General features: G+C 40.8%; 13 protein-coding genes. 4 read left to right on the top strand and 9 right to left on the bottom strand.

Annotated features, from left to right (window positions below; translation table 11 throughout):
* Window positions 1–294 precede the first annotated feature (294 nt).
* The 4 genes from CGC64_RS13625 to CGC64_RS13610 form a co-directional block, all read right to left on the bottom strand.
* Complete coding sequence (locus CGC64_RS13625) at window positions 295–1,722, bottom strand: alpha-L-fucosidase (RefSeq protein ID WP_005675841.1); 1,428 nt, start codon at window positions 1,720–1,722, stop codon at window positions 295–297.
* 170 nt (window positions 1,723–1,892) lie between these two features.
* On the bottom strand, window positions 1,893–2,168 hold the full coding sequence (locus CGC64_RS13620) for a hypothetical protein (protein WP_005675842.1): 276 nt from the start codon (window positions 2,166–2,168) through the stop codon (window positions 1,893–1,895).
* A complete protein-coding gene (locus CGC64_RS13615) occupies window positions 2,165–2,959 on the bottom strand; it encodes an ABC transporter permease (protein ID WP_005681132.1) in 795 nt (264 codons plus the stop codon). Before CGC64_RS13615 ends, CGC64_RS13620 begins: the two co-directional genes overlap by 4 nt.
* A 37-nt stretch (window positions 2,960–2,996) precedes the next feature.
* Window positions 2,997–3,617, bottom strand: coding sequence for an ABC transporter ATP-binding protein (locus CGC64_RS13610; protein WP_005675845.1), 621 nt, complete (start codon window positions 3,615–3,617; stop codon window positions 2,997–2,999).
* Between the two features lie 86 nt (window positions 3,618–3,703).
* On the opposite strand from CGC64_RS13610, the gene CGC64_RS13605 reads away from it, so the two are divergent.
* Genes CGC64_RS13605 through CGC64_RS13595 form a run of 3 tightly spaced genes read left to right on the top strand, consistent with a single transcriptional unit; the run spans window position 3,704 to window position 6,314 of the window.
* Window positions 3,704–4,246 carry a ferredoxin domain-containing protein gene (locus CGC64_RS13605; protein WP_005675846.1) on the top strand — a complete coding sequence of 181 codons (543 nt, stop codon included), beginning with the start codon at window positions 3,704–3,706 and terminating at the stop codon, window positions 4,244–4,246.
* Between the two features lie 58 nt (window positions 4,247–4,304).
* Window positions 4,305–5,420, top strand: a complete 1,116-nt coding sequence (locus tag CGC64_RS13600) for an agmatine deiminase family protein (RefSeq protein WP_005675848.1) — start codon at window positions 4,305–4,307, stop codon at window positions 5,418–5,420.
* 9 nt (window positions 5,421–5,429) lie between these two features.
* Window positions 5,430–6,314, top strand: a complete 885-nt coding sequence (locus tag CGC64_RS13595; protein ID WP_005675849.1) for a carbon-nitrogen hydrolase — start codon at window positions 5,430–5,432, stop codon at window positions 6,312–6,314.
* Window positions 6,315–6,418: 104 nt separating this feature from the next.
* Here the strand turns inward: CGC64_RS13595 and CGC64_RS13590 are convergent, their stop codons facing one another.
* The 3 genes from CGC64_RS13590 to CGC64_RS13580 form a co-directional block, all read right to left on the bottom strand.
* Window positions 6,419–6,808, bottom strand: coding sequence for a GtrA family protein (locus tag CGC64_RS13590; RefSeq protein WP_032837757.1), 390 nt, complete (start codon window positions 6,806–6,808; stop codon window positions 6,419–6,421).
* Window positions 6,805–8,568, bottom strand: coding sequence for an aspartate--tRNA ligase (gene aspS / locus CGC64_RS13585; RefSeq protein WP_005675851.1), 1,764 nt, complete (start codon window positions 8,566–8,568; stop codon window positions 6,805–6,807). The genes CGC64_RS13590 and aspS overlap by 4 nt, the downstream gene beginning before the upstream one ends.
* A 110-nt stretch (window positions 8,569–8,678) precedes the next feature.
* Window positions 8,679–9,704: a diacylglycerol/lipid kinase family protein gene (locus CGC64_RS13580; RefSeq protein WP_005675852.1), complete on the bottom strand. Its 1,026-nt coding sequence runs from the start codon at window positions 9,702–9,704 to the stop codon at window positions 8,679–8,681.
* A gap of 220 nt (window positions 9,705–9,924) precedes the next feature.
* Between CGC64_RS13580 and spt the strand changes: the two genes are divergently transcribed.
* Window positions 9,925–11,109, top strand: a complete 1,185-nt coding sequence (gene spt, locus CGC64_RS13575; protein WP_005675854.1) for a serine palmitoyltransferase — start codon at window positions 9,925–9,927, stop codon at window positions 11,107–11,109.
* Window positions 11,110–11,213: 104 nt separating this feature from the next.
* Here the strand turns inward: spt and CGC64_RS13570 are convergent, their stop codons facing one another.
* Both CGC64_RS13570 and CGC64_RS13565 read right to left on the bottom strand, forming a co-directional pair.
* On the bottom strand, window positions 11,214–11,561 hold the full coding sequence (locus tag CGC64_RS13570) for a lipocalin-like domain-containing protein (protein ID WP_005675856.1): 348 nt from the start codon (window positions 11,559–11,561) through the stop codon (window positions 11,214–11,216).
* 28 nt (window positions 11,562–11,589) lie between these two features.
* Window positions 11,590–11,958 (bottom strand): hypothetical protein, encoded by a 369-nt coding sequence (locus tag CGC64_RS13565; protein ID WP_005675857.1) that lies wholly within the window; start codon window positions 11,956–11,958, stop codon window positions 11,590–11,592.
* Between the last annotated feature and the right edge of the window lie 55 nt (window positions 11,959–12,013).

Genomic DNA, 12,013 nt, shown 5'->3' with positions numbered 1-12,013 from the left:
TTATTTTAGAAGTAAAATATGGCTGAATATTGGATTAGAACCTTTCATCAATGATAAAACGAATATTTTAATAAAATATTTTATTAAATAAATGGTTTATTCTAAATTTATATATATATTTGCAGCAGGTTAATATGTTTGTAGTAGATATTATATAACTAATAAATTCTTTAAAGACGATATTACCAAGTCTCAGTAGAACTTGGTAATAAAAGAAAATAAAAAAATGACATAACCCAAAGAGGTTATGTCATTTTTTTATTTATTGGTTATTGCTTATAAATATGCTTTATGCTAAATTACATTTTCTAGTTTAAGGGTCCATGCATAATTGCATGGCATTTCATCATAATATAGAGAAGGCACTGTGATTACAATATCCTCTCCTTTCTGCTTCCAAACAATCTTTTTGTCTAATCCCAACATGGAGATTCTAGTTTTATTCGTTACTTTTATTCCTTTCAAAATAACAGTAGGTTTGGGATATTGAGGCAAAATGGCATATACGTCATTTCCTTTTTTTGTAAAAAACACCTCTTTCACGGCATATCCAGGTTCGGGATGAATGGTTTGTTTGAGAATCTCATTTCCACTGACATAATGTTTGCCTTTGGGTTTCCATTCTCTATTGCCTTTTGACCATTGGAAAGATTGCTTCCACATACGTGTACCGTATATAGCTTCACCATTCACACGTAGCCAATCACCAATTTGTAATAACCGTTCTTGCATTATAGGAGGAATTTTTCCGTTTGCATTAGGACCAATACCTAACAGTAAATTTCCACCTTGACTAACCACATTAACCAAAGTCAGCACCAAGGCTTGTGGTAATGTGTAGTCTTCCAGATCTTCATTCTGATTAAAACCAAATGAGAAACCTATGCCACGACACTCCTCCCAAGGCTTATTATATGTACTATTTGTATTACTATATTCTCGGGTATAATAATCCCCATGTTTGCGCCCGGTATTATTAGCCCAACGATCATTTACCACAATACTATCTTTCACCGGAGATTCTGAATAAAGCCAGGATAATGTACGTTCTACCTGCCATATCTTATCATTCATAGAATCGGGACCGTCTGCCCAAATCAGATCCGGTTTATAATTATTGACCAGGTCTTTTAATTGTGGGAAAAAGTGGCGTTCATAGAATAAATCCATTGTCTCACGATTGTATAACGGATTATCCCACTCCCGCAATGAAAAATAACATCCTACTTTCAAATCGGTCTTACGCAAAGCATTTACATATTCTCCAACCAAATCACGATGCGCGCCGATTTCCATACTATTCCAGGGTCTTCCGTATGATTTGGAAGCTTCTTTACTCGGCCATAACGCAAATCCTTCATGATGTTTAGTCGTAAGCACTATATATTTAGCGCCGGCACGCTTAAAAAGGTCCGCCCATTCGTTAGCATCATAACTCATGGCTTTAAACATAGGAGCAAAATCAGCATAAGTGAAATCCTCACCGTACATTTTCTTATGGTAGTCATAAACTTCTGTCCCGGTAAAATCTCCATTTCCAAGTAGAGTCTTCCGGTCCAACCAGTATTTATACCATTCCGAATAAGTGCCCTTGGGCGACCACATTGGTACCGAATACAAGCCCCAGTGGATAAAAATCCCAAACTTTGCATTCTCAAACCAGGAAGGGACAGGTCTTGTATCTAAGGACTCCCATGCAGGAGCATAAGTTTTTTGCCCCATTAAAGAAATAGATACCAAACAAAAAATAGCAATCAGATGTGTTTTCATCGTTTTCAAAATTAAACAGTTATTGTACTATTCTTTAAAGACATTGGCAAATATATTAAAAAATATAATTAATTGGATCATTTATTATTATATTATTTAATATGTAGGGGCAGATTAAGTTATTATACATGGCGGAATAGAACTTTATTCTTCAAAGCATATCGCTCGTCCACGACTCTATCTGTGGGGAAAAATGTAAAGATCAACCGCCATTCTCCTTTGTGATAAACGAACTTACGACCGTTTGCGCCTCGAAGAATTATTTCATATTTTTCCCATAGAAAGGCTTCAATACGTTCCGGCATTTCGCAGCCCATTGCCGAAAACTCCACTGTAATGAAGAAATGTGGAATAGATATTCCGGCAACTTCCTGAAATATACGATCGATTATTGTCATTTCTTAGCTTCTTTTGATACCTCCAAGAGCTTTCCGTATGCATCAAATGATCTTCGCGAAGCTAACGAAATGGTTATCATCAGCGACAACATGGATGCAGTGAATGTGATCACCATAATCATCATCTGATATTTGATAGCCACATTCGGACTGCTTCCTCCCAAAATCTGTCCTATCATTGTTCCCGGAAGGGCTACTAGTCCCATTACGGCAATATTGGCAATCAACGGGCTGAAGGATTTGATAATAGCTTGTTTGATAAATGGTGCCTGCGCTTCTTGTCGCGTAGCTCCATTTCCCAATAAATATCGGTATAGTTGTTGCTCACGTTTCAGGCCACTATAATATGTATTCAAAGCAATCACATTGCTCGATAGCATATTTCCCATTAGGATTCCGAAGATCGGAATAAAGTACTGGGCGCTAAAAATATTATCCAGTTGAAGCACAATACCTATAAAATATAATCCGACCAATATTACACTGCACAAGAATCCCACAGTAATGGGAATCAGTAAGATGCGTCGTTTCAGTCCGGTCCGTACCAATGCTGTTTGTCCCGCAACGAATATCATAACAATGACCCAAAGAAAATTAATCCAGGGGTTATTCCATAAAAAGAGATATTTTAGATAAATGCCGATAAAAAATAATTGAATAATCATTCGGAGTGTGCCTATCACAGCAGGTTTCAATAATCCCGTCTTAAATTTCCATAGATAGAAAAAGGGAATGGCAAGCAGCAGCAAGCCAACAAAAAGATTATAATATGATATATCAATGGTTCCCACAACAAGTTTCGTTTTATATCGTCCTAACAGATTTCGTTTATAATTCTATTAAATAATGGCATCCCGAAGCAAAGTCCTTATCATGCGATACCGCCAAAACAGCTGCCCCTTTTTCTGCCTGCCGTCGGAAAAAAGCCAGTACTTTGTCTGTCGATCCGGTATCTAATGCCGATGTCGGTTCATCAATTACAATCAACGGCTTATTGAGCAATGCGGCCACAGCTAACATAATGCGCTGGCGCTGTCCGCCCGAAACCTCATTTACTCTTTTAAAGTATAATTCATGCTCCAACCCCAACTCGTCAAAACACATAAAAAGCCTTTCTTCCGAAAAAGGAACGGAACGGTTTACTTTCAGCTCGAATGGCAAAGATACCATTTCTTTTACCCATTCGAAAGGTAACGCCAGTTCTTGGGGAATCCATGCAATCTGGCGGCGGACAAGATCAATGGTTGATTTATCCAGTAACGTCCCGCCTACTTTAATAGTCCCCTCATATAATGGCACAAAGCCCATTACGGCGTTTAGTAAGGAAGTCTTTCCACAACCGGATTGTCCTACGATACAGGCTGTCTCGCCCTTCTCCAATTTCATTTCAAAACCGGAAAAAAGGACTTCTGTTCCAAAAGCGATACAGGCATTATTGATATGTAACATGGCGTTTTTAATTCTTTCTTTCCGGCAAAGGTACTATTTTCTTGAAAAACGTTATCTTTGCCTCACTAATTAATTCGAGAAAAGTTATGATACTAAACGAAAGAGATGCCCGTCACGAGCATATATTGCAGGTTGCCCGTCAGATGATGACAGCTGCACGTACTGCTCCGAAGGGAAAGGGAATTGATATTATTGAAGTGGCCTTAATCACTGATGAAGAGATTAAACAACTATCCGATACAATGGTTGCTATGGTTGAAGAGCACGGAATGAAATTTTTCCTTCGTGACGCTGACAACATCTTAAATGCCGAATGTGTTATATTAATAGGAACGCGCGAGCAAGCGCAGGGCTTGAATTGTGGCCATTGTGGATTTACAACCTGTGCCGGGCGTATGGAAGGAGTCCCTTGCGCAATAAATAGTATTGATGTAGGTATCGCTATTGGTTCCGCTTGTGCCACAGCCGCCGATATGCGCGTAGATACACGTGTCATGTTCTCTGCCGGACTGGCAGCACAACGCCTGAACTGGCTGAAAGACTGCAAAATGGTTATGGCAATTCCTGTAAGTGCATCCTCCAAGAATCCGTTTTTCGACCGGAAGCCTAAACAGGAAACCAAGGCTTAACACCGTGTATGGCCGAGTTAAATTAAACAATTTATATAAACTTAAATAGATTAGTCTAATGGGAATTATGGTTGGACTCCCCAGCCCCAGTGGTTCGGAGAAGGATTTACAATTAAATTTCGGAAAGAATATGACCGTACAGGTGGAAATGAGAGCTCCTCATCTGCCTGCCGAATGGCATACGCAAAGCGGCATACAATTAACATGGCCACACGCCGGTACGGACTGGGCATATATGCTGACAGAAGTACAGGAGTGTTTTATAAACATAGCCCGGGAAATAGCAGAACGTGAATTACTCCTGATTGTCACTCCCGAACCGGAAGCCGTGAGAGAACAGATCGCTTCAAGCGTAAATATAGATAACGTCCGTTTCTTGGAATGTGAAACCAACGACACATGGGCGCGTGACCATGGTGCTATCACCATGATAGACAACGGCACTCCTTCCCTGCTCGACTTCACATTCAATGGTTGGGGGTTAAAGTTTGCCTCCGACTTGGATAATCGAATTACCCGACACGCCGTAGAAGCGGAAGTATTAAAAGGGCATTATGTCAATCGTCTCGGTTTCGTCCTTGAAGGAGGTTCTATCGAAAGCGACGGTATGGGTGTTCTACTCACCACTTCCGAATGCCTACTCTCTCCCAACCGGAACGGACAACTCAACCAAGTAGAGATAGAAGAATACCTGAAATCAACCTTCCATCTGCAAAAGATTCTTTGGCTGGATCATGGTTATCTGGCAGGTGATGACACTGACAGCCATATCGACACTCTAGCACGTTTTTGTTCTACAAATACCATTGCTTATGTGAAATGTGACGATAAAGAGGATGAGCATTACGAAGCACTGCACGCAATGGAAGAACAACTGAAGACATTCCGTACGCTGGCAGGAGAACCTTATCGTCTGTTAGCTTTGCCAATGGTCGATAAGATAGAAGAAAATTGCGAACGTCTGCCTGCCACATACGCTAATTTTCTGATAATGAATGATGCCGTTCTCTATCCTACATACAACCAGCCGGCAAACGACCGGAAAGCAGGTGAAGTACTGCAACAAGCATTTCCCAAACATGAGATAGTAGGAATTGATTGCCGTGCGCTTATCAAGCAACACGGTTCTTTACATTGTGTCACTATGCAATATCCACAAGGAGTTATTAAATAAACAGTCATTATGAGAAAGATAAAAGTAGGATTGATACAGCAATCCAATACCGCAGATATACGAATGAATTTAATGAATCTTGCGAAAAGTATTGAGGCTTGTGCTGCTCATGGCGCACAGTTGATTGTACTTCAAGAATTACATAATTCGCTTTATTTCTGTCAGACAGAGAATACTAATTTGTTCGATCTTGCCGAACCGATTCCCGGTCCTTCCACCGGATTTTATTCGGAACTGGCAGCAGCTAATAGAGTGGTTCTTGTCACCTCTCTTTTTGAGAAACGTGCTCCCGGGCTCTATCATAATACTGCCGTTGTTTTTGACCGTGACGGAAGCATTGCAGGAAAATACCGTAAAATGCACATTCCTGATGATCCTGCCTACTACGAGAAGTTCTATTTCACTCCCGGAGATATAGGGTTTGAACCGATCCAGACTTCTTTAGGAAAACTTGGAGTATTGGTATGTTGGGATCAATGGTATCCGGAAGCTGCCCGTCTAATGGCGCTGAAAGGTGCAGAACTTTTAATTTATCCTACTGCTATCGGCTGGGAAAGTAGCGATACGGATGATGAGAAAGCTCGTCAACTCAATGCATGGATTATCTCCCAACGTGCCCATGCTGTTGCAAACGGTCTTCCTGTTATTTCCGTCAACCGTGTAGGACATGAACCCGATTCTTCGGGACAGACTAACGGTATTCTATTTTGGGGAAATAGCTTTGTGGTCGGTCCGCAAGGAGAATTCTTAGCGCAAGCAGGTAATGACCGTCCGGAGAATATGGTCGTCGAAATAGATATGGAACGTTCGGAAAATGTACGCCGTTGGTGGCCATTCTTGCGTGACCGTCGGATTGACGAATACGAAGGACTGACTAAACGCTTTCTGGACTAGAGTTTGAGATATAATCAATAGTCGTATATTAAAAAACGAAGGGCACAGAGTTTTAATTTTACATTTCACTCTGTGCCCTTTCTATATACTGTATAATGGACTTCTTATTGGAAAGTTATCTTTTTATTAGCCAAAAAATTGGCACCTCCATAAATAAACAAGCCCAGAAATTGCGCAAGATATTCATTAACGTCCAATCCTTCTACTAACAGGATAAGAAATAAGAATTGTGCGGTGTAAGCCACTCCGAAAGCAGAGCAAAAGAGCAGTATCTGTTTCCAGAGACTGTTCTTTTTGTTTTCTACGGGAAATATCCAGTACTTACACCAGATAAAATTATGAATCTGAGCTATCAGGTACGCCGTTATATTAGCCACCATATAGTCACCGTCGAATGATATTTCTTTCATCATTAACCATACAACCAACGCCATAATCAAAGCGTTCATTGTACCGATTACTATAAAACGGAATATACGTACTGATTCTTTCACTCTCCTTCCTTGATATCAACGATCAAATTCAATTCGTCAAGTTGAGTCTGGTCAATAGCAGACGGCGCATCCAACATTACATCACGTCCTGAGTTGTTCTTCGGGAACGCAATACAGTCGCGGATAGAATCGAGCCCGGCAAACAGAGATACCCAACGGTCAAGTCCGTATGCCAAACCACCGTGAGGAGGTGCACCGTACTTAAACGCATTCATCAGGAAGCCAAATTGTGCCTGTGCTTTTTCAGGTGTAAAGCCCAGAATCTCGAACATCTTAGCTTGCAGCTGTGCATCGTGGATACGGATAGAACCGCCGCCAACTTCCACACCGTTAATAACCATATCATATGCGTCAGCGCGCACAGCAGCAGGATCTGTATCCAGCAAAGGAATATCTTCTTCTTTCGGATGAGTGAACGGATGATGCATAGCCATTAGACGGCCTTCCTCTTCACTCCATTCGAACATCGGGAAGTCTATCACCCAAAGGCAAGCAAACTTGTTCTTATCACGCAATCCTAATTGAGAACCCATTTCCAAACGAAGCTCACAAAGTTGCTTACGTGTCTTCATCACATCATCACCGGACAGGATCAAGATCAAATCACCCGGTTTCGCACCGAACGCTTCTTTCATCTGCTGCAATACTTCCTGGGTATAGAACTTATCTACGCTCGATTTCACCGTTCCATCTGCTTCGACGCGGGCATATACCATACCTTTCGCACCAATCTGCGGTTTCTTCACAAACTCAGTCAATGCATCCAGTTGCTTACGGGTATAGGTTGCAGCACCTTCCGCACAGATACCACCCACGTAAGCAGCATTATCAAATACAGAAAATCCGTGGCCTTTCATGATATCCATTAGTTCCACAAATTTCATACCGAAACGTAAGTCTGGCTTATCACTACCATAATATTTCATGGCATCTGCCCAAGACATACGCAGGAACGGTTCGGTTAGTTCCACACCACGAAGGGTTTTAAACAGATGTTTAGCCATTCCTTCGAAAGTGGCGATAATGTCTTCCTGCTCAACGAAACTCATTTCACAGTCAATCTGTGTGAATTCCGGCTGACGGTCGGCACGCAGGTCCTCATCGCGGAAGCATTTTGCAATCTGGAAATAACGGTCGAAACCAGAAACCATTAGTAGTTGCTTCAAAGTCTGCGGAGACTGTGGAAGTGCATAGAACTGTCCCGGGTTCATACGTGAAGGCACAACAAAATCACGTGCACCTTCCGGAGTGGAACCGATCAATACAGGCGTTTCTACTTCGATGAAACCTAACTTGTCAAGATAGGTACGGACTTCGATTGTCATCTTATGACGTAACTCCAAATTAGAGCGGACAGCATTACGACGCAAATCCAGATAACGGTATTTCATACGGATATCGTCACCGCCGTCCGTGTTATCTTCAATTGTAAACGGAGGAGTCATTGCAGTATTCAGTACGTTCAGTTCGGAAACAATGATTTCAATGTCTCCGGTAGGAATATTTGCATTCTTGCTGAAACGTTCGTTTACCGTTCCTTTCACCTGAATAACGAATTCACGTCCCAATTTATTGGCACGTTCACAGAGTTCTGCGTTTACTTCTTCATTAAAAACCAATTGGGTAATACCGTAACGGTCGCGAAGGTCAATAAAGGTCATGCCCCCCATTTTACGGCTGCGTTGCACCCAGCCGGACAACGTAACTTGCTTATTTACGTCAGAGATTCTCAGTTCTCCACATGTATGCGTTCTGAACATATATTTTATTATTTAGATAATTATCACTCGTGTTTCTAATTTTGGACGAGCCAAAACTTTGCAAAAGTACGCAATAATTTGTAATTCGTGAGTAGTAATTAATAAATTTATTACCCCTTTTTCGTCAGTTTCTTTAATATCTTCTTGTTTCTATCTGTTATATTATCTACAATCGCTTCATTCATTAATTTGATTCCGTTCATGTACTCCTGTGCTCTTTGAAGCACATTTGCCGCATCTTTTTCTGCTGCTTGTGGCACTACCACACGCAAACCTCTCTGAATCAATTCAATATTCACATCAGCATCCGTTTCCATAGGATCACCGTCGAAATGTACCACACCCGGAGCGGTTCTACGAATACACAATCGTCTACAACGGAATGTTTTGATACGGCTATTCTGATCAATAGTCTTATTGAATAACTGAAAAGCGAGTGAAGGAACATCTAAAACGGTAAACGGTTCGAGAATGGTCACATCCAGCAATCCATCTGTCAGTGTAGCTTGCGGAGCGATATATGCATTGTTTCCATACTGCGAAGCGTTACCGCATGCAATAAGAAAAGCTTTGTATTTGGTTACTCCATTTTCCGTTTTCAGTTCATAAGTTTCTGGCTGATATTTAAGACTTTCCTGCAATGTCTTTTCCAGATAAGTCAATAACCCACGTTTGCCGGCATGCGCAAACTTCAAGCTAACAAAAGCATCGAAGCCGACTCCGCAGGTACAGAAAAAATCTGTTCCGTTAATCTTGCCATAATCTATTACGTCCATGCAACCTTCATTAAGCACTTCCAATGCTTTCTTCGGTTCCATGGGTATATGCAGGTGCCGTGCAAGTCCATTGCCCGAGCCACAAGGAATGATTCCCAAAGCGGTATCCGTATGCACCAACGAACGAGCTATCTCATTGATCGTTCCGTCTCCTCCGATAGCTACTACTATATCTGCCTTTTCCTCGGCAGCTTTCGCGGCTATTTCTACTGCATGACCGGCTCTCTCTGTATACACTACTTCCCAAGAGTATCTCGCCTTGTCTATTTTTTCATTCAGCAAGCTAAGAATCAATTCCTTACTTTGTGTACCCGAAATAGGATTGACGACGAATATTATTTTCTTCATTCTTTCGTTCATGCTATTCTTGTCGATTGTAGACGACAAAAGTAATACAAATATATTAAATTTTAATCTATTAGAGGTTTCTAATCATACGAAGGCAACTTTTTTCCCTTAAAAAGAACAGATAAAAGCAAATTTTGTTATCTTTGCCCCCTGTTTTAAACACTTGTTAAGAAAAAAGGATTATTAGATCATCAGCGAGTGATCTGAGTATGAGTATAATAAATTATAATTCATGGGATTATTACAAGAGAAGTTAGCTAAGTACGACCTGCCACAAAAGTTTATGGCACAGGGCGTTTACCCATATTTCCGTGAGATTGAAGGAAAACAGGGTACAGAAGTAGAAATGGGCGGACACGAAGTGTTGATGTTCGGTTCCAACGCATACACTGGCCTTACGGGAGATGAAAGAGTTATTGAAGCAGGTATACAAGCCATGCACAAGTATGGTTCCGGTTGTGCCGGTTCACGTTTTTTGAACGGTACGCTTGATCTGCATGTCCAACTGGAGAAAGAACTGGCCGCCTTTGTAGGTAAAGATGAAGCGCTTTGTTTCTCAACTGGTTTCACAGTTAATTCCGGAGTTATTCCTGCATTGACAGACCGCAATGATTATATCATTTGTGATGATCGTGACCACGCTTCGATCGTAGACGGTCGTCGTCTTTCCTTCTCCCAGCAATTAAAATATAAGCACAATGATATGGCTGATTTGGAAAAGCAACTGCAAAAGTGCAATCCAGATTCAGTAAAACTGATTATCGTTGACGGCGTATTCTCCATGGAAGGCGATTTGGCAAACTTACCTGAAATTGTACGTTTGAAACATAAGTACAATGCTACTATCATGGTAGATGAAGCTCATGGTTTAGGTGTATTCGGAAAGCAGGGACGCGGTGTTTGTGACCACTTCGGATTAACTCATGAGATTGATCTGATTATGGGTACTTTCAGCAAGTCTTTGGCTTCTATCGGTGGTTTTATCGCTGCTGACTCTTCTATCATCAACTGGTTGCGTCACAATGCTCGCACATATATATTTAGTGCATCCAATACTCCGGCTGCTACTGCATCTGCTTTAGAAGCTCTTCATATCATTCAGAATGAGCCGGAAAGACTCGAAGCTCTGTGGGAAGCTACCAACTATGCTTTGAAACGTTTCCGTGAGGCAGGTTTCGAAATCGGTGCTACCGAATCACCTATCATTCCTCTTTATGTACGTGATACAGACAAGACTTTCATGGTTACTAAACTGGCTTTCGATGAAGGGGTATTCATAAATCCGGTTATTCCACCCGCATGTGCTCCACAAGACACATTGGTGCGTGTGGCATTAATGGCTACTCATACAAAAGAGCAGATTGACCGTGCTGTTGAGAAGTTAGTAAAAGCATTCAAGGCTTTGGATATTTTGTAATCAGTATTAGAATCATATAAAAAAGCTACTTTCCTGATTCCATAAAAAGGGAAGTAGCTTTTTTTATTTATTGGATGAAATGTATGTTCACATATTAAATTACATCATTTCTGTTTCGCATAGCGAATCTCCATTCCCCGATTATCCAAAACTAACGAGTCAGCCGTTATTTTTTTTATCTTCATTGTATCTATAAACTCAATTGTCTGCCCATTGCCAATACTGTTTCCTGCCAGAATCAGTTGATCACCTTCCTGCTTCCAATTTTTATAAACTAATGTAGCCATATTAACGGAAGATGCAATACCACCTTCTTCCAGTTTAATACCCTGCACTTGGTCTTCCATTCCTGGGATAGGCTCAATCCATACTCCTGTGACGGAAGCAGAGTTTCCACTACATGCAGCCAATAGCCCTGTCAACAAAGTTGTTGCCAACATTTTCTTTTTCATAATTCTACGTTATTGTTAGATTAATTATTTATTGATTCCGGTTTTTCTTTCCTATCACAATCACTTTTTGAGCGGTCGGTATAGTATTTAACCCGGGTTCTTCCTCCTCTTCTATATAATTCACTCTCACCGTATCTCCTAACTCAAAGCCTGCTACATCGTTTGGCTCTTGATCCATTGTACTAATAAAGAGTGTATCTCCTTGCAAGGTAATTAGCATAAAGTTATTCATTGAAGCGTCCTTTACAACTCCGGTTATTATTTTTATCTCTTCAGTTGGGTTAGTCGACAAACTGTCAACTTCTACCTCCTGCTCTATGTTTTGTTTACTTCTCGACTGGCATGAACTAAAACCAATCATAACTGCCAACAATAAAAAAACTTTCATTCTATTCATACACATTCTCCTATTTGATATAAAATTGGAATAGTGCAAAGATAATTTATTCAAT

It is taken from the genome of Bacteroides caccae (assembly GCF_002222615.2).
Taxonomy (GTDB): Bacteria; Bacteroidota; Bacteroidia; order Bacteroidales; family Bacteroidaceae; genus Bacteroides; species Bacteroides caccae.
Note: the sequence above shows the minus strand (reverse complement) of the source record. Positions and strands in the feature narration are given on the sequence as shown.

Coding starts and splice junctions, on each gene's coding strand:
- CGC64_RS13625 (WP_005675841.1), bottom strand. CDS start 1,722: ATGGGGCAAAAAACTTATGCTCCTGCATGGGAGTCCTTAGATACAAGA.
- CGC64_RS13620 (WP_005675842.1), bottom strand. CDS start 2,168: ATGACAATAATCGATCGTATATTTCAGGAAGTTGCCGGAATATCTATT.
- CGC64_RS13610 (WP_005675845.1), bottom strand. CDS start 3,617: ATGTTACATATCAATAATGCCTGTATCGCTTTTGGAACAGAAGTCCTT.
- CGC64_RS13605 (WP_005675846.1), top strand. CDS start 3,704: ATGATACTAAACGAAAGAGATGCCCGTCACGAGCATATATTGCAGGTT.
- CGC64_RS13600 (WP_005675848.1), top strand. CDS start 4,305: ATGGGAATTATGGTTGGACTCCCCAGCCCCAGTGGTTCGGAGAAGGAT.
- CGC64_RS13595 (WP_005675849.1), top strand. CDS start 5,430: ATGAGAAAGATAAAAGTAGGATTGATACAGCAATCCAATACCGCAGAT.
- aspS (WP_005675851.1), bottom strand. CDS start 8,568: ATGTTCAGAACGCATACATGTGGAGAACTGAGAATCTCTGACGTAAAT.
- CGC64_RS13580 (WP_005675852.1), bottom strand. CDS start 9,704: ATGAACGAAAGAATGAAGAAAATAATATTCGTCGTCAATCCTATTTCG.
- spt (WP_005675854.1), top strand. CDS start 9,925: ATGGGATTATTACAAGAGAAGTTAGCTAAGTACGACCTGCCACAAAAG.
- CGC64_RS13570 (WP_005675856.1), bottom strand. CDS start 11,561: ATGAAAAAGAAAATGTTGGCAACAACTTTGTTGACAGGGCTATTGGCT.
- CGC64_RS13565 (WP_005675857.1), bottom strand. CDS start 11,958: ATGAATAGAATGAAAGTTTTTTTATTGTTGGCAGTTATGATTGGTTTT.